The organism is Dietzia sp. UCD-THP (assembly GCF_000349585.1).
Taxonomy (GTDB): domain Bacteria; phylum Actinomycetota; class Actinomycetes; order Mycobacteriales; family Mycobacteriaceae; genus Dietzia; species Dietzia natronolimnaea_A.
In genome coordinates, this window is the sequence record NZ_AOSR01000032.1 from 50,668 (window position 1) to 66,996 (window position 16,329).

General features: G+C 68.7%; 16 protein-coding genes. 5 read left to right on the plus strand and 11 right to left on the minus strand.

The features are described from left to right. Positions 1 to 70: 70 nt before the first annotated feature. From H483_RS24575 to H483_RS24605, 7 genes are all read right to left on the minus strand, one after another. Entirely contained in the window at positions 71 to 784 is a 714-nt protein-coding gene (locus H483_RS24575; RefSeq protein ID WP_017835930.1) for a class II aldolase/adducin family protein, read from the minus strand. Next, positions 781 to 2,037 carry an LLM class flavin-dependent oxidoreductase gene (locus H483_RS24580; protein ID WP_017835931.1) on the minus strand — a complete coding sequence of 419 codons (1,257 nt, stop codon included), beginning with the start codon at positions 2,035 to 2,037 and terminating at the stop codon, positions 781 to 783. The genes H483_RS24575 and H483_RS24580 overlap by 4 nt, the downstream gene beginning before the upstream one ends. Beyond that, complete coding sequence (locus tag H483_RS24585) at positions 2,034 to 3,122, minus strand: LLM class flavin-dependent oxidoreductase (protein WP_017835932.1); 1,089 nt, start codon at positions 3,120 to 3,122, stop codon at positions 2,034 to 2,036. The genes H483_RS24580 and H483_RS24585 overlap by 4 nt, the downstream gene beginning before the upstream one ends. Continuing rightward, entirely contained in the window at positions 3,119 to 4,174 is a 1,056-nt protein-coding gene (locus H483_RS24590; RefSeq protein ID WP_017835933.1) for a hypothetical protein, read from the minus strand. The genes H483_RS24585 and H483_RS24590 overlap by 4 nt, the downstream gene beginning before the upstream one ends. Then, positions 4,171 to 5,013 carry an ABC transporter ATP-binding protein gene (locus tag H483_RS24595; protein WP_017835934.1) on the minus strand — a complete coding sequence of 281 codons (843 nt, stop codon included), beginning with the start codon at positions 5,011 to 5,013 and terminating at the stop codon, positions 4,171 to 4,173. The genes H483_RS24590 and H483_RS24595 overlap by 4 nt, the downstream gene beginning before the upstream one ends. Then, positions 5,010 to 5,819 (minus strand): ABC transporter permease, encoded by an 810-nt coding sequence (locus H483_RS24600; RefSeq protein ID WP_017835935.1) that lies wholly within the window; start codon positions 5,817 to 5,819, stop codon positions 5,010 to 5,012. The genes H483_RS24595 and H483_RS24600 overlap by 4 nt, the downstream gene beginning before the upstream one ends. Before the next feature lie 74 nt (positions 5,820 to 5,893). Then, positions 5,894 to 6,943: an NrtA/SsuA/CpmA family ABC transporter substrate-binding protein gene (locus tag H483_RS24605; RefSeq protein ID WP_017835936.1), complete on the minus strand. Its 1,050-nt coding sequence runs from the start codon at positions 6,941 to 6,943 to the stop codon at positions 5,894 to 5,896. A gap of 302 nt (positions 6,944 to 7,245) precedes the next feature. Between H483_RS24605 and H483_RS24610 the strand changes: the two genes are divergently transcribed. From H483_RS24610 to chrA, 3 genes are all read left to right on the plus strand, one after another. Beyond that, positions 7,246 to 7,728, plus strand: coding sequence for a Chromate resistance protein ChrB (locus H483_RS24610; RefSeq protein ID WP_238556230.1), 483 nt, complete (start codon positions 7,246 to 7,248; stop codon positions 7,726 to 7,728). After that, positions 7,725 to 8,156 carry a chromate resistance protein ChrB domain-containing protein gene (locus tag H483_RS24615; RefSeq protein WP_017835938.1) on the plus strand — a complete coding sequence of 144 codons (432 nt, stop codon included), beginning with the start codon at positions 7,725 to 7,727 and terminating at the stop codon, positions 8,154 to 8,156. Before H483_RS24610 ends, H483_RS24615 begins: the two co-directional genes overlap by 4 nt. A gap of 74 nt (positions 8,157 to 8,230) precedes the next feature. After that, positions 8,231 to 9,562, plus strand: coding sequence for a chromate efflux transporter (chrA, locus tag H483_RS24620; protein WP_017835939.1), 1,332 nt, complete (start codon positions 8,231 to 8,233; stop codon positions 9,560 to 9,562). A 103-nt stretch (positions 9,563 to 9,665) separates the two neighbouring features. Here the strand turns inward: chrA and H483_RS24625 are convergent, their stop codons facing one another. The 4 genes from H483_RS24625 to H483_RS24640 all read right to left on the minus strand — a co-directional run bounded on the left by H483_RS24625 (position 9,666) and on the right by H483_RS24640 (position 13,401). Further along, positions 9,666 to 10,703, minus strand: a complete 1,038-nt coding sequence (locus H483_RS24625; RefSeq protein WP_017835940.1) for an NAD(P)/FAD-dependent oxidoreductase — start codon at positions 10,701 to 10,703, stop codon at positions 9,666 to 9,668. Then, positions 10,700 to 11,413 (minus strand): hemerythrin domain-containing protein, encoded by a 714-nt coding sequence (locus H483_RS24630; protein WP_017835941.1) that lies wholly within the window; start codon positions 11,411 to 11,413, stop codon positions 10,700 to 10,702. The genes H483_RS24625 and H483_RS24630 overlap by 4 nt, the downstream gene beginning before the upstream one ends. 311 nt (positions 11,414 to 11,724) lie before the next feature. Next, positions 11,725 to 12,606: a manganese catalase family protein gene (locus H483_RS24635; RefSeq protein ID WP_031264599.1), complete on the minus strand. Its 882-nt coding sequence runs from the start codon at positions 12,604 to 12,606 to the stop codon at positions 11,725 to 11,727. A gap of 468 nt (positions 12,607 to 13,074) precedes the next feature. Further along, positions 13,075 to 13,401: a YrhK family protein gene (locus tag H483_RS24640; protein WP_017835943.1), complete on the minus strand. Its 327-nt coding sequence runs from the start codon at positions 13,399 to 13,401 to the stop codon at positions 13,075 to 13,077. Positions 13,402 to 13,794: 393 nt separating this feature from the next. Here H483_RS24640 and H483_RS24645 point away from each other — a divergent pair, with 393 nt between their 5' ends. Together H483_RS24645 and H483_RS24650 are read left to right on the plus strand one after the other, a co-directional pair. Continuing rightward, positions 13,795 to 15,357, plus strand: a complete 1,563-nt coding sequence (locus tag H483_RS24645; protein WP_017835944.1) for an acyl-CoA synthetase — start codon at positions 13,795 to 13,797, stop codon at positions 15,355 to 15,357. A gap of 7 nt (positions 15,358 to 15,364) precedes the next feature. Next, positions 15,365 to 16,237 (plus strand): sigma-70 family RNA polymerase sigma factor, encoded by an 873-nt coding sequence (locus H483_RS24650; protein WP_017835945.1) that lies wholly within the window; start codon positions 15,365 to 15,367, stop codon positions 16,235 to 16,237. Positions 16,238 to 16,329: the final 92 nt, after the last annotated feature.

Here is a 16,329-nt window from a genome sequence, read left to right on the forward strand (position 1 = left end):
AGGGGACTTTCCGCTGTTTCCGGGGACTTCCCGGTGGAGCTCGGGCGAGCTTCTCGCCCCCAGGGCTGACTTACCGCGAGACCAGGCCTCGGTTGCGGGCCTCCTCCAGCAATCCGGTCCGGGACCACTGTTCCACGAGGTTCGTCTCGTCGAACTCCTGGGAGCCGCCGAGGGTGTCGCCAATCGCCTGGTAGTTGGCGCCCTCCTCCAGCAGTACGACGAACTTCGCGAGGGCGATCAGTCCGGAGCGGCCGATAACGTGGGAGCCGCCGTTGGCCTCGAAGATCGCCACCAGATCCGGGTCGATCTGGAGCTTCTCGAGGATGAAGTCGCCCGCATTCACCGAGCGGTCCAGGTGGGGGTAGATCTGCCGGGAGAGGGTAAGTCTCTGCGAGGCCGCGTAGCGGATGGGTAGGGGCTGGTGGGTCTGTGCCCAGCCGCCGAGCCATGGGGAGTGCACGTGCACCGCGGAAGTGATCTCGGGGCGCTCGCGGAAGACTCGGCCGAAGGTCGGGACGAATGCGGCGTGGCCGCGACCGGAGAGGATCTGCCCGTCGAAGGTCGCGATGACCGGTTCGATGGCTGTCTCGGTGGACCAGGGGCCCGGGGGGTTGAGCTGGACGGCGAGGTCCTGGCCGGGCACGCGCTCGACAAAGTTCACTGTGCCGCTACCGCGCACGGTGCCGGTCTCGTGGAACACGCGGTAGGCGGTCTCCGCATCGCGGGCCGCGGTGGCGGCGAACTCGAGGACTTCGGTGGAGAGATGGGGTTCGACGGTGGTCATGACGGGATCCTTCCGGTGGTCGTGAGGTGGTGCTCGGTATGGACGTGTTCGGTACCGGACTCTCGCCCGGCTTTGTTGAGCCGGCCGGGGAGTCCGGCATGTGCATGGGGTGAGTCGGGTGGGGTGAGGCGGTGCCGACCGAGAAGGGGCAGGACCTCCTCACCCACGCGGTAGGCCTCCTCGAGGTGGGGGTTGCCGGCGAGGATGAAGGCATCGACGCCCAGGGCGACGAGCTCGTCCAGCCGTTCGGCGACCTGCTCGTAGCTGCCGACCAGCCCGAACGCCGGCCCGCCGCGGATGAGGTTGAAGCCGGCCCACACGTTTGGTTGAACCTCGAGGTCCCGGTAACCGTTGATGGTCTCCGGAACCCAGCCTGCGATGCGGGCGGCGCCCACCGAGTCACCCTGGGCAGCCGAGCGCGCGGCCTCGCGGTCGACGAAGGCCCAGCCCTTCTCGATCTCCGCCCAGGCGGCCTCCTCGGTGTGGCGGGCGACGATGTCGATCCGTACCGCGAACCGGGGCCGTCGCCCGATCCTCTCCGAGTGGGCCCTGACGCCGTCGAATTTGGCGGTGAGGTCGGCGAACGGCTCCAGCCACGAGAGGTAGTAGTCGCTGTGCCGGCCCGCCGCGTCCACGGCCGCGCCGGAGGACCCGGAGAAGAACAATTCCGGGAACGCCTGGCCGGCGAGGCCGGGCGGGAGCGCGGCGCCACGAGTGCGGTAGAAGCGGCCGTCGTAGTCGAAGGGCTCGCCGTTCCACACCCCTTTGAGAACGTCGAGGAACTCGCTCGTTCGAGCGTAGCGGTCGTCGTGGTCGACTTTGTCGCCCCACCACAGTTGGGCGGGACCACCGCCTCCGCTGATGACGTTGTAGAGCAACCTGCCACCGGTGGCGCGCTGCATACTCGCCGTCATCCGCGCGGCCTGGACCGGGTGCAGGAAGCCCGGTTGGAAGGCGACCATGAACCGATACGTGCTGGTCTCGCGGGCAAGGGCAGCTGCCGTGGCCCAGGGGTCGTCTGTGACGGGGAATGACGGGAGCAGGCCGCCGAGGAACCCGGCCGATTCGCTGGCCCGGGCCACCGCGGCCACGTGATCGATGTAGCTGTAGGAGTCCACCCGGCCCTGTCGGATGGCGGGCGCGATGTTGCCGGCCGCGTACCCGCCGGCGTTACCGCGGTTGTAGCGCCGAGGGGTACGGAGCGACGCGTGGTCTCCCTCCATCCCGATGCGCCAGTAGAAATCGAGCGTCATGCGCTGGCCTCCTCGGCGGTGAGCGTGCGTCCGGCCGGGTCGGCGAGGTGCAGCCAGTGCTCCCCGCCCCGATGGAGCTCGTCAATGTGGGGATGCCCGCTCACCACGAAGTAGTCGATCCCGGTGTGCGACCACTCGGCGAATCGTCGGGCTACCCGGTCGTACGAACCGACGAGGCCGCGGGCGGTCGGGTAGCCGAAGGCGTCGAAGCCAGCCCACTCGTCCGGGCGTGCGTCCGGGTCCGGACCCGCGGCGGGGGCGTCCGGGTGGACCTGGTGGAGTAGCCGGTCGATCCGGAACCAGGCTTCGTCGTCGGTCTCCCGTGCGACCACCGGCAGCTCCAGACCCAGCCGCACGGTCCGGCCGTGGTCGGCCGCTCGGCGCTGTACTTCGGCACCGAGTGCCGGGTCATCGTCAAGGGTGAGCAGGTGGATGTCTGCGTGCGCCGAGGACAGCTCCAATGCCGCTTCCGAGGACCCGGAGAGCAGGATCCGGGGGAATGGGCGGCCCGAGAGGATGCCGCGGAAACCGCCATCGAGGACATGGAAGTACTCGCCGGAGTGGGCGGCGCCGGTGCCGCGGAACCCGGCGCCGGGCACAGGGGCCGCGTTCCATACGCTGCGGGCGACGGTGAGGAACTCATCCGCCCGTCGGTAGCGCTCCTCTCCGGTGACGTCGTCGCCGAGTGCCCGGGCCTGGTCAGGGTCGACGTCCACGTGGATTCGCCAGTCGAGCCGCCCGGAGGAGATGGTCTGGAGGGTGGCGGACATCTTTGCTGCGTAGACCGGGGTGCCGAAGGTCGGGGTGAACTCCACCACGCCACGGAGGTAGCGGGTGGCGCGCAGCGCGGAGGCGGTGACCACCCAGGACTCCTCACCGAGGGGGTCGAACGGTGCGAGGACCCCGTCCCATCCGGTGAGTTCGGCGGCGTCGATGACCTGGTCGAGATTGTCGAACGGACTGGTTCGCCGGATGTCGGTGGCGATGGTGGGGGCGGGCTCGCCAAAGCCGCCGCGGGTACGTTCGGCGGCCCGAGCGCTGCGACCGTCCCCGCGGGAGGGCAACTGCCAGACGAACTCGCTCATACGACCACTCCCGCGGGGAGGGCGGTCCGGCGGGCGGTGGCGGTGGCACGTTCGAGCGGTGCCGGGTCGGCCCAGGCCGCGACGTCGACACGCCCGGCGAGGAAGCCGTGGGTGTAGAGGAACTGCTCCTGCACTGCGAGCAGGTCGAGCCGTTCGGCGTCCAGGGTGGGAGCCAGACCGACGTGGAGAGTCTCGCCGTAGGCGTCGGCCACCCCGGGGCCCTCGGCGAAAGTCTCGCGGGCGAGCAGGCCGCGGACGCCCTCAAGGTCGGTGGCCGCCCAGGCCGCGGCGTCGAGGCTGCGGACAAGGAAATCCTCCACGACCTCGGGATGATCGTCCAGGAGTTGCTGGTGGACGGTGATCGGGCGAGGAGTGCCGTTGTTGACTCGGCCATGCGGGGTGGTGGCGCTGTCGAGGTCCACGGCGACCCGCAGCCCGTGCTCGCGGGCCGCGTCGCGGCCACGGGCCCCCTTAGCGTAGATGGCGTCCACCTCCCCCGCCCGCAGTTCGGCGACCCCGGCGGTGGTGATGGATCGACCCGGGTCCGATCTGTCGAGATCGGCGCTGTCGCGGACCTCGGGAGTGCGCTCCACGTCCACCTCGACGACCACGACGTCGGCCAGCGTGAGCCCGGCCAGGGCAAGCGTCGAGGAGAAGCCGTGCAGGGCCATGGCCCGCGGGAAGCTCCGGGCTCCGTCAGCGGCCCACGCGGGGATGGCGATGCGGCGACCGGCCAGGTCAGCAGCGGAAGTGATGTCGGAGGTGGGGGCCACGAGGATCTGTTGGGCCTCGTCGACCCAGGTCAGTCCTATGAGACGGGTGGGGGCGCCGGCCGCGCGGGCGGCCAGGGCGGGAACGTTGCCGCCCTCGCGGATCAACCCGGGCAACTGGTGGTCGAAGTGATGCAGGGCGGTCGCGGCGTCCGCGTCCTGGAGGATCCGGAAGTCCAGGCCCGCGCCCGCGGCGGCGTGGGCGAGCGTGCCGAGTCCGTGGGCGATGCCGCTAGCCGTGGGCACCGGGCAGCGGGTGTACCAGAGGGTGTCGATGGTCATTGGTGGTTCCTGTCGGTGGAAAGACGCCCCACGCCGAGACGGGCGAGGAACTGGGTGCGGTAGGTGAGTGCGCCGGGGTCGCTCCGGTCGCGGGGGCGGGCCAGGTCGATGTCGACGTCGAGTGCGATCCGTCCGTCGTCGAGGACGAGCACCCGGTCGGCCAACCGAACGGCTTCGTCGACGTCATGGGTCACCATGAGCACGGCGGGGCTGTGGGTGGCCACGAGGTCGCCCACGAGGTCCTGCATCTGGAGCCGTGTAAGCGCGTCCAGCGCGGCGAAGGGCTCGTCGAGCAGGAGTAGGTCCGGCTCCCTGACCAGGGCCCGGGCCAGTGCGACGCGCTGCGCCTCGCCGCCGGAGAGCGTGGCGGGCCACTGGCCGGCTCGGTCGGCCAGGCCCACCTCCCCGAGAGCCCGTATTGCGGCCTCGCGGTGGGCGGCCGAGCGACGCTGACCGAGGGTGACGTTCCCGAGCACCCTCTTGGATGGGATGAGCCGCGGTTCCTGATAGACGGTGGTTCGGGCGCGGGGGACGCGGATCTCGCCGGAGTCCGGGCTCTCGAGCCCGTCGAGTAGACGGAGCAAAGTCGTCTTTCCGGTGCCGCTGGGACCCAGCAGCACCACGAACTCCCCGCTGTGGATGTCCAGGTCGATGTCCTGCAATACGACCTTGGGGCCGAAGCTCTTACTCAGGCCCCGCAGGGACACGGCGACGGGGCGCCCTTGGCGCCGTTCCCGCGCGCTGTCCGCGGTGGGGGTGCGGTCGCGCAGCGGCGGCAGTTCGGTTCCTCCGCCAGAACTGACGCTGCCCGCGTTGACGTCGACCGGGATGAGGCTCATCGGTTTGCCACCTGTCCCCGCCACGGCATGGCGGTCTTCTCGATGACGCGGACGACTGCATCGAAGGCCAGCCCCAGCAGCGCGTACAGGGCCACACACAGGACCATGTAGTCGGTGCGGTTGTACTCCTGCGCCATGGTGGCGAGGTAGCCGATGCCCTCCCGGGTGCCGATCTGCTCGGCGGCGATGAGGCCCGTGATGCTGATGGAGAGGCAGATCCGCAAAGCCATGAGGATGCTCGGCAGCGCCGAGGGGAGTATGGCGCCGAAGATCAGCGCCGGTCCGGTGAGCCCGTAGCTGCGGGCGGCCTCGACCATCTTGCGGTCGACGTTGCGTACGCCTAGATAGGTGTAGGCGTACATCGGGCTCACGGTCGCCACGGCGATGAGGACGATCTTGAACCCCTCGTCGATCCCGAACCACGCGATGAACAGCGGCACCAGGGCCAAGAACGGGATCGCCCGATTAATCTGCATAGTGGCGTCGATGAGTTCCTCGCCCAGGGCGTACAGTCCTGCCAGAGCGCCGCACACCAGCCCGATCAGGACACCCAGGGTGACGCCGATCGCGGCGCGCTGGAAGGACGCGGCGGCGAAGGCGGCGAGTTCACCGGACTGGGTGAGCTCCACGCCGGCGGTCCACACCGAGGGCGGACCGGCGAGGATCTCTGGTGGGATGAACCCGGCGGCCGAACCGATCCACCACGCAGCGACGATCGCGGCCGGTACGGAGACCCGAAGGGTGAGCGAGAGCCACCACGGGCGGGGCGAGCTCGTCCGCACTTTGGGGGTCTCGACGGGGACCACGGACCGAGCCCGGCCTGTGTCCGCGTCTTCCGTCGACGCGGCGCCGGCCGGGCCGCTCGAGGTTGCAGTGCTGGTCACTGTCCCTCACCACGATCTATCCGGGCGGCCTGCTCGGGGGAGATGAGCGGACGCAGGTCGAGGAAGACGTCCTGCGCGGAGAGCTGATCGGGTGTGACGCCGTACTCGGTGAACACGCGGGAAACCTCCTCGAGCGCGGCGGCATCGTCCTCACCCGGCGGGACCGGGGGCAGTGCCTGGCGGCCAACAGCGATCGCATCCTCCAGTCGGGTGCCGGTCAGCGCGGTCGGGCCGGTGGTGGTGAAGACGTTCTGGAAGTCCTCCGGCTCAGAAACCTGCCGGATCACCAGGTCCTGCAGAGTCTCGAGGAACGCGGCCACCACATCGGGGCGCTCCTCGGCCACCGACCCCCGAACGAGGAGGACCTTGCGATCCTGCGAACCGAGGTCGCCTTCGCTAACCAGTTCTACGGCGCCGTTCGCCTTGGCCTCCTGGTAGGGGGCGTTGAACGAGGCCCAGGCGTCGACCTGACCGGTCGAGAACGCCGAGGCACCGTCCTTGATCTGCAGCGGCACCCGATCGACAGAGTCGACCGAGACGCCGGCCTGCTCCAGCGCGAGCAGCGTGAGGTACTCGCCCTTGGCGGCAGGATTCACGGCCACTCGCTTGCCCTCCAGATCCTCGACCGAGTCGATGCCGGAATCCGGCCGGGCGATGATGCCGCTCTGATCCTGACCCCCCTGCTCGGCGGCCGCCACGATCCGGAGGTCGACGTCTTTGGACAGGGCGCCGACGACAGGGCTGAATGCGCCCTCGGAGACGTCGAGCTCACCGGTGCTGAAGAGCTTCAGGTTGGCGCTCACACTGGGAGCCGCCTCGACCCACTCCACACGCGCCCCGAGCGGCGCGAGCGCCTCGTCGAAACTGCCGTCTCGCTTGCCCACAGCCAAGGGGCCCGCGTTGGCGCCGTCGGTGACCTTCAAGACGAAGGTCTGGCCCCCGGAAGCGTCGCCCTCCGCATCGCCGCCACAGGCCGCCGCCATCATCAGCATCGGGGCAACAGCGAGAACGGCGAGGCGGCGGACGGGTTCGGCGAACCGGGTCATGACGTAACTCCTGAATGAGTGGGTAGTCGAGTGGGCCGAACGCTAGCGACGATCAGCGGAACCCAGAAGGGACCCGATCTGCCCGATCGAAAGATTTGACTCGCGTCCCCACATCGAGTACTTCCCGTAGTGGATCTCGCGTGCGCCCCCTGGACAACGGAGCGCAGAGTGCTCGAGGGACCAATGCGCCCTGAGAAGACCGGAGGTCTGACTATCTGCGATTCGTCACGAGTTCCCGATGTAACCGTGGTTGCATTATGATGTGTCTGCGGGGCCAGTGTGCCTGGGTGGGGGGTGGCGTGGTGGATTCCGGACCGGGGGAGTGGGTGTTGTTGAGCTATCGGATACCTCGCGAGCCCTCCACCCCGCGTATCGCCGTGTGGCGCAAGCTCAAGAGGCTCGGGGTGGCGCAGGTCGGTGACGGGTTGGTCGCTCTGCCCGCTGATGCGCGCACCCGGGAACACCTGGACTGGATCGCCGAGGAGGTCATCGAGGCCGCAGGGTCGGCGACCGTCTGGATGGCCAGGCCCGCCTCCCTTGCGCAGGAGCGACGATTGGTGGAGGCCATGGTTCAGGATCGAGCGGCGGAGTATCTCGCCGTCCGGTCTGAGGCGATCGCCGCTCTGGGCGCAGCCGAGCCGGAGCGCCTTCGTGCGTTGAATCGCTTGCGCTCCCACCTGCGCCGCATCACCCGTCGCGATTACTTTCCCCCGCCCGAGCGCCGACTGGCCCGGGACGCGGTGGAGGCGCTACACCCAGATCACATCGACCAGGAGCGAACATGAAGTGGTCCACCCGAGCCGGTATTCACATCGACCGGGCCGCATGCGCCTGGCTGATTCGTCGGCACATCGACCCCGAAGCCGAGTTCGTGTTCGTCACCGACCCCTCGGAAGTGCCCGACCAGGCGATCGCCTTCGACATGCGTGGCGTCGAACTGGGACACCACGACGGTGACTGCAGCTTCGAGACCATCCTGCGCAGTTACGAGCTCACCGACCCGGCCCTGTGGCGGATCGCTGAGATCGTCCACGAAGCCGACCTGGAAGACGAACGGTATGACGCCCCGGAAGCGCCCGGAATGGATGTGGTCCTGCGCGGGCTGTCGATGATCGGTAACGACGAGGACACGATGGCGGTGTCCGGACCGGTCTTCGACGGACTCTACGAGTACTACCGGCGTCAGTTCCTGATCGGGCGTGATCCCGCATGAGCGAGGCGCCCCGGGAGCACGTGCCAGCAGATCCCGATGGTCGCTCGCCCGGGTCTTCGCCTGCCCGAGACCTGGTGCCCTTCCGGGAGGCTGTCTGGGTCTGGTTCCTGATCTCCCTGCAAACTTTCGGTGGCCCGGCCGGACAGATCGCTGTCATGCAACGGGTCCTGGTCGAAGACCGGCGGTGGATCGGGCAGCGGCGGTTCAATCACGCCCTGAACTACTGCATGCTGCTGCCCGGACCTGAAGCCCAGCAGCTGTCGATCTATCTGGGATGGCTGCTCAACGGCACTCGAGGCGGGATCGCCGCCGGCACACTGTTCGTTCTCCCCGGGGTCGTCACCCTGGGCGCGTTGTCGGCGATCTATGTCGCCTACGGTGACACCACCGCGGTGTCCGCGGTGTTCGCCGGGCTTGCTCCGGCGGTGCTGGCCATCGTCGCCCAGGCCGTTCTTCGGGTTGCTGGCAGGTCGCTGACCCACCGGTCGCTCATCGTCCTCGCCGTGGGCGCCTTCGTGGCGTTGGCCGTGTTCGCGGTGCCGTTCCCCGTCGTAATCGCCCTGGCCGCGCTCGCGGGTTGGATCCTCTCCCGCCGGGTGCCGGGCTTTGCCGAACCGCCCCAGAGTGCGGACGATCGGTCCGGCCCGGCCCCGGTCATCTCCGATGACGCGCTGCACTACGACCGGCCCACCCGGGGCCGATTCGTGCGGATACTGACGATCGGACTGGGATTGTGGGGGGCTCCGATCCTCGTAATCGTCGCGGTGTTCGGAGCGCAGAGCATCTTCACGACCCAGGGGCTGTTCTTCTCGTTGACCGCGGTGGTCACCTTCGGTGGCGCCTACGCGGTGTTGGCGTTCATCGCCCAGCAGGCGGTCGAGACCTACGGGTGGCTGGCGCCGGGGGAGATGGTGCGGGGTCTGGCTCTGGCCGAGACGACACCGGGACCGCTGATCATGGTGGTGCAATTCGTGGGGTTCCTCGCCGCCTACCGCAACCCCGGCGGTCTGGACCCCTGGGTTGCCGCGGTGCTCGGAGCGCTGCTGGTCACCTGGGTGACCTTCGTGCCCTGCTTCCTGTTCATCCTACTGGGCGCCCCGTACGTCGAGCGGTTGCGCCACAACACCGCGATCTCCGCAGCGCTGGCAGGAATCACCGCCGCCGTTGTAGGGGTGATCGCCAACCTCGCCCTGTACTTTGCGCTCAACACCCTGTTCACCACCACCGGTGTCTGGACCTGGGGGCCGGTCCGGCTCACCGTTCCCGACTTCGCGTCTGTCAACCCGGTGGCGATGGGTATCACCCTGATAGCGCTGCTGCTGACCTTCGTCCTGCGCTGGCCGGTCCTACGCATCCTCGGCGCATGCGCGGCGCTAGGTCTAGCGAGCGCCCTGCTCCCGCTATAGGTCGACTCGCGCGTCAAGACCATGGCCACAGGCGTTTCTTCTGCCCGGATTCCTTTCACTTCTGGGTGGAGGATGCTCTCGCCGCCTCCCCCTCGCAATAGAGCTAGCTGTCTGGCCGCGTGAAGGTCCGCGTCGGTGGCGCGGGGTCTGGAACATCCGCCGCGGTGGAGTGCCCGCGCAGCGACGTCGCACAGGCCACGCCCGCCGCGGCCCCGGTGCCCACCGCGATGGGGACGAGCTGCAGTCCGGTCACGATGTCACCGGCGGCGTACACACCGGCCACGCTGGTCAACTGCATCGCGTTGACCGAGAGTCCGCCCTCGTCGTCGATCTGGCAGCCCAGGTTCTTCGCGAGTTCGTTCGTCGGATGGTGCGCGTAGGAGAAGAACACCTTCGATCCGGTGATCATCGTGCCGTCGGCCAGGCGCACGCCCTGCAGTGCACCGGGTTCACCCACCAGTTCCCGGGCGACGCCGTCGACCACCTGGATGTCGTGTACGGCGCAGGCGGCGCGCTGATCGTCGTCGAAGGCCGGGTCGGAGTCGCTTTCGGTGATAATCACGACCTCAGACGCCCAGTCCAGCAGTTCCGAGGCGTACGCGGGTAAGTGCGCGCCGCCGCCGAGCACGATGACCCGCTGATCCGCGGCGGTGAGACCGTCGCAGGCGGGGCAGTGGTGGACGTCGACACCGTAGTGCTGGTCGATCCCGTCGAGCTCGGGGCGCCGGTCTCGGACTCCGGTGGCGAGGATGACCCGAGTGGCGGTGACAGAGATCGGGGCCCCGTCCCCGTCGCCCGATTCCGTGGCTCGCGCGATGCGGGCGACGAAACGGTCGTCGGATTCTCTGGCCAGTTCCGAGACGACACCGTCGAATCTCCGCACGGTCGGATAGCGGCGCAGGCCTTCGTGGACGTCGGCGTAGTACTCGTCCGGTGAGGTCGGGCCTGTGCCGAGGATGCCGTGGATCTTCTCGGCGGGCAGATTGCGTTGGCCTCCGTCGTCAACGAGCAGGGTGGAACGGCGATACCGGCCGAGCCATGTCGCAGCGGACAGCCCCGCCGGTCCTCCGCCCACGACGAGGACGTCGACCGTGTCGGGTGGCGGGTTGTCCGACGCGCCGGGAGAAGGTGGCCGGGTCATCGGTTCTCTGTGCGGGTGGTGGGATCCTCACCGCGGCGCAGGAGCGGTAGGTGCTCGATGGCGTGGGCGAGTGCGCCGAGGCGGGCGCTGGCCCGGTGAAGCGGCGATGCGGAGAGCGCCGGTCGGCGCAGCGCCGCGGTGTCGAGGGCATCGCGCACGCGATCGATGACGGTCAGCGGCAGTGCTGCGGCGACGTTGCCCGGCGGGCGGCGCGCGACCACCGGGTGAGCTCGTGTGGGGGCGGTACGGCGGACCACTTCCCAGGCCAGGCCGAGTGCGGTGAGTCGCCCGTGGCCCAGGCGCTCCTGGAGCCGGGGCAGCAATTGGTCCTCCTCGTCGCGGACGTCGTCGCGCAGCACCTCGACGAACCGCGCCAGGACGCCGGGCCTCGCAGGATCATCTGCGGGCAGGTTCTCGAGTCGGACGACCAGCTCGTTGACCTCCTGGTGCTCGTGTTCCACCTCGAGGGTCAGTTGGTGCCCGTCTGGGAGGACCCGTCGAAGCACGGGCCACAGCACGGCCTCCTCGGCGAACGCGTGGGGGAACACCAGGCGGTACACACGGAGAAGCACTTGTCGTTCTTCACGGGCGTCGGCGTGGTCGAGCTGGCGCAGGAGACGGTCCAGCTTGACGTGATCGAGCTTCTGTCGGCTCAGGACGCTCAGGCGGCCGCCGAGCTGGGTCGTCGTCTGGTCGGCGATCGATGTCACGTTCGCTCTCGTTTCTCTAGAGGGGGTCGGTGAGGGGGTCGCGGCCAAGGTGGCTGCGGTGAAATAGGAGACGGGGCCGGGGGAGATCCCCGCGACCCCGTCGCGCGCGCGAATCGAGCGGTGTCTCACTCTGTGCGTCGCTCCGTCTGAACCTCGTCGTCGCCGGCCCAGGGATCCGGGTGGCCCGACTCGGGATGGCAGCGGAGACCATGGTGATGCCCAGCAGATCGGCTGGCGTGTTCACCTCGGGTGCGCGCCACAAGATGACTTCCTCCGCGATGACGCGTGCCGGGGTGGTCCGTGGGTGGACCTCACTCCTTGTTGAGCTTGTCCTGGACGGTGCCCGCCACTTTCTCCACCGTGTTCGGCAGCTCCGTGGTGCCGTAGAAACGGGCATCCGGATGGGTCGGGGGTGGCATCGGCGGTCCCTCGAGCGGCTCGTCTGAGTACGAGAACTCACCGTGGCCGTCCGGGGTGGGGCCGGAGGCCCAGGAACCGTCGGCGGCGGTCGCACCGTCGGAGAAGTTGTACAGCGTGTACGCGTGCTCTTCGGCCTCCTTGGACTTGGGGAAGTTCGAGGGCACGGGCAGCTCCTCGAGGCCCTCGGCCTTGAGATCGTTGATCGCCGCGAGCCACTGGTTCTGGTGCATCGTGTCGCGGGCGAGCAGGAACGACAGCAGTTCCCGGATACCGGGGTCGTCAGTCATGTGGTACAGCCGGGCGACTGCGACGCGGCCCTGTGACTCGGCGTTGACGTTGGCGTACATGTCCGCGAGGAGATTGCCGCTCGCGGTGACGAACGCGCCCGACCAGGGGTTGCCCATCGAGTCGACGGGCCGGGCCCCGGCGCCGGCGAGGATGCCGTGCTGGACGTTGGTGCCGCCGACCACAGCGGCCACCGCCGGGTCGTTCTGAACGGCGTGATCGGTGACGCCGAGTGGTGCCTTCTCGAGCAGTTGGGCGACCATCGTCGCGAGCATCTCGACGTGACCGAACTCCTCGGTCGCGGTGCTGAAGAGCAGGTCCCGGTACTTCCCGGGAATATGGGCGTTCCACGCCTGGAAGCTGTACTGCATGGCCACGGTGATCTCGCCGTACTGTCCGCCGATGACCTCTTGTAGCTTGCGCGCATACACGGCATCGGGCTTCTCCGGCTTGGACTGAAATTGCAGTTTCTGCCTGTGATAGAATATGAGAACTCCAGCTCTGGACACTATGAATTCATCGAATTTCGACGAATGGATCCAGTGGATGCAACGGTAGGCTCGGCAACAGGGTATGGCCACCGCACGCACCCCCGGGTAGCCGCGTCGGATCGGCATACTTGCTGTTCCAAGCGATTTCTCGGACGGAAGATTCGGCGTGGTCGATGAAATGGCACCGGAGGCGGTGATCGAACCGCTCGGCCTCGACAGCGCGTGTCCGATTATCGTGCGCCAGGTCCACGGTCTTTTCTCGCGGTGGTGATTGAGGCACCCGCGGGCGTATAAGGATCGCTGCCCATCAATCGCATTATTTCCTCTCTGAGGCGTGCAGGAGAGATCAGCATGCCGAGAAGCCCTCAGACTGACCTGCCCGCCAAACCGGGTCCGAGTGCGCCGGTCTGACATCGATCAGGGCCAGGCGGACGTGCTGGGTCCCGCCATCAGCAGAGCCTCGGCTCAGTAGTCGTGGTCAGCGCCGCTGCTGCCCGTGGTCGCGCCGATCCGCCTGAGGTGGATCCGGCGGGCGAGACGAATGGCGGGCCGTGCCAAGAACTCCACTGAACCGAGAATGAACAGCCAGGTGCCGATGGTCTGGGTGGAGTCGGAGAGGAACAGGACGCTGCCGATGAGGAAGAACAGCGCTATGAGCACGTCGTTGGCGATCGACAGCGTCTCGTAACGATCGTTGATGACCACCTCGTCGTCCCCGAGGGGGAGCCGCAGTGACCAGTCGGATCCGGAGGCGGCAGTCGATGGGGTGCCCGTGTTGGGAGTGGCATTCATGGAAAAGCAACCTTGAAGTGAGTGGGTGTGGCCGTCGACCACGGCATCGCGGCGGCGGGCGGACTGCGCGCGGTCGCTTGGATTCCGGCCTCGTGGGCGCCTGCGACGCTACGCCGGGCGCCTGGAGGTCACTACCGAAGCCGATCCCGTCACTCGGAATGGATGAGAGGGTTCCCGGTGCCGGGGTGAGGGCTGCCCCAAGAAGTGACGGGCCCGACGGGGCCCGACTTCGCGTATGGCAGCGTGCCTCCTCCGTCGGGGTAACCGGAGCCGGAGGCGCCGTAGCCGTTGTCAGCGAGCCCACCCACGAATGCGCCAACGGCCCCGAAGGCGCGCTATCGCCGCCCTGATTCGGATCGCCCGATCGCGTGATCCGGATCACATGTGGGATATATGCTCCGAAGCAGGTTCCCGGGAACCTTCGCCGCCACCACGCCCGACAAGCCCGCCGTGATCCGCCCCGCGACGGGCGAGCAGATCACCTACGCCGGGCTCGAGGCCAGGTCGGCCCAGTTCGCGCACGTGCTCACCGACGACTGGGGGTTGCGCCCCGGTGACACCGTCGCCGTGGTCTCGGACAACACCCTCGAGATGGTCGAGATCTACTGGGCGGCGCTGCGGACCGGGCTCTACATCGCGGCCATCAACCATCATCTGACGGCCGACGAGTCCTCCTACATCATCGGCGACTGCGGAGCCCGCGCCCTCGTCGTCTCCGCGCCGGTGGCCGACCACGTGGACCTGTCCCCGGACGCGCACCCCGGCGTCGAACATCGGGTCGTGTTCGGCGGAACGCTCGACGGGTTCGCGGACTATCGCCAGCTGCTGGCCGGCAAGCCCACCGATCCGCCCGCCGACCAGCCCCGGGGCCACGACTTCCTCTACTCCTCCGGCACCACCGGCCGGCCCAAGGGCGTGCGCGTGGACCCGCCGGAGGGGCAGATCGACGAGTTGCCAGACGTTTACACCCCGGTGTTCAGCTTCCTCTACGCGTTCGACGCCGACAGCGTGTACCTGTGCCCCGCGCCGCTGTACCACGCGGCCCCGCTACGGTTCTGCGGCGTGGTCAACTCGGTCGGCGGAACGGTGGTCCTCATGGACCGCTTCGACGCCGAGGAGTCACTGCGGCTCATCCAGGAGTACCGCGTGACCCACTCGCAGTGGGTGCCGACGATGTTCGTGCGCATGCTCAAGCTGCCCGAGGAGACGCGGGAGCGCTACGACCTGTCCAGCATGACCCACGCGATCCACGCCGCCGCGCCGTGCCCGCCCGAGGTCAAGCGCAGGATGATCGAGTGGTGGGGCCCGGTGATCCACGAGTACTACTCGGCCACCGAGGGCATGGGAATCACGTTCATCAACTCGCAGGAGGCGCTCGAGCGTCCGGGGTCGGTGGGCCGTGACGGGCTCAAGGGCATCGCGCACATCTGTGACGAGGAGGGCCGCGAACTCCCCATCGGCGAGATCGGCACCATCTACTGGCAGCAGGACGAGGGCACCTTCTCTTACCACGGCGATCCGGACAAGACCGCGTCCGTCTTCCACCCCGAGCACCCCAACTGGTCCACCTTCGGCGACGTGGGGTACCTGGATGAAGATCGTTTCCTCTACCTCACCGACCGCAAGGCGTTCACCATCATCTCCGGAGGCGTGAACATCTACCCGCAGGAGATCGAGAACGCACTCGCATTGCACCCGGCGGTCGACGACGTCGCCGTGATCGGGATCCCCGACGAGGAGATGGGAGAGAGGGTCCACGCCGTGGTGGTGCCGGCTCCCGAGCGCGCCGGCGACCCCGGCCTGGCTGACGAGATCCTCGGATCGCTCCGCGGCCACGTCTCGGACTTCAAGATCCCGCGCGCGGTGGACTTCGTCGACGAACTCCCCCGGACCCCCACCGGGAAGTTGGTCAAGCGCCGGATCCTTGACCGCTACACGACCGGGGCCACGGCCTGAGCCGTCGATGGACCTGACCGCCGAATTCGAGCGCGAGCGGCCCAGACTCACCCGCATCGCCGCCCGCGTCCTCGGCGATCCGGTCGAGGCCGAGGACGCAGTTCAGCACGCGTGGCTCCGACTGGCGAGGGCTGACGTCTCCGCCGTCGACAACCTGCAGGGGTGGCTGACGACCGTCGTCACCAGGGTGTGCCTGGACCGTCTCAAGGCGGCGGTGCCGGCGCCCGGCGAACCACCCGACCGCGTGGGATCCGACCCCGACCCCGCAGAGGAGGCGGTCCTCGCCGAGTCCGTGGGTTCGGCGCTGCGCCTGGTGCTCGACCGGCTGACCCCTGCCGAGAGGGTGGCGTTGGTCCTGCACGACTCGTTCGGCGTCGACTTCGCCACCATCGCCGGAATCCTGGACAGCACCCCGGCCTCCGCCCGCAAGCACGCCTCCAGGGCCCGGTCCAAGGTCCGGGGGCCGTCGGAGGCACCCTCGGGCACGCAGTCGGAGGGCCGTGAAACGGCGGACTGGCGCGTCGTCGACGCCTTCCTCGCCGCCGCCCGCGAGGGTGAGTTCTCCCGACTGCTCGAACTCCTCGCGCCGGACGTCGTGGTGGTGGGTGACCCGGTTTCCGTGGACCTCGGAACCCCTGCGCTCATCGAGGGGCGCGACGCGGTGGCGGAGTTCTTCAACGGCGCCGCGGCCGCCGCTCTACCGGTCTTCGTCCACGACCGACCGGGGGCGGCGTGGTTCGACCGCGGTGTCGCCCGGGTGGCCTTTGACTTCCGCGTCGCGGGCGGCATGGTGACCCGCATCGACTTCCGGGCCCGGCCCGAGGCGCTGGAGACGATCGACCGCCGGCGGGACGGCGACCGGCGCTCACCTCCGGGGTAGAGCACCTCGCTGTCAGGGGACGGTCACATCTCCGGGCGACCGCTCGTCATCATGGTGGGGAGCGCACACCGCGCCACCCGGAACCGGGAGGA

Coding starts and splice junctions, on each gene's coding strand:
- H483_RS24615 (WP_017835938.1), top strand. CDS start 7,725: ATGAAGTGGTCCACCCGAGCCGGTATTCACATCGACCGGGCCGCATGC.
- H483_RS24605 (WP_017835936.1), bottom strand. CDS start 6,943: ATGACCCGGTTCGCCGAACCCGTCCGCCGCCTCGCCGTTCTCGCTGTT.
- H483_RS24640 (WP_017835943.1), bottom strand. CDS start 13,401: ATGAATGCCACTCCCAACACGGGCACCCCATCGACTGCCGCCTCCGGA.
- H483_RS24590 (WP_017835933.1), bottom strand. CDS start 4,174: ATGACCATCGACACCCTCTGGTACACCCGCTGCCCGGTGCCCACGGCT.
- H483_RS24645 (WP_017835944.1), top strand. CDS start 13,795: ATGCTCCGAAGCAGGTTCCCGGGAACCTTCGCCGCCACCACGCCCGAC.
- H483_RS24585 (WP_017835932.1), bottom strand. CDS start 3,122: ATGAGCGAGTTCGTCTGGCAGTTGCCCTCCCGCGGGGACGGTCGCAGC.
- H483_RS24625 (WP_017835940.1), bottom strand. CDS start 10,703: ATGACCCGGCCACCTTCTCCCGGCGCGTCGGACAACCCGCCACCCGAC.
- H483_RS24650 (WP_017835945.1), top strand. CDS start 15,365: ATGGACCTGACCGCCGAATTCGAGCGCGAGCGGCCCAGACTCACCCGC.
- H483_RS24580 (WP_017835931.1), bottom strand. CDS start 2,037: ATGACGCTCGATTTCTACTGGCGCATCGGGATGGAGGGAGACCACGCG.
- H483_RS24595 (WP_017835934.1), bottom strand. CDS start 5,013: ATGAGCCTCATCCCGGTCGACGTCAACGCGGGCAGCGTCAGTTCTGGC.
- H483_RS24575 (WP_017835930.1), bottom strand. CDS start 784: ATGACCACCGTCGAACCCCATCTCTCCACCGAAGTCCTCGAGTTCGCC.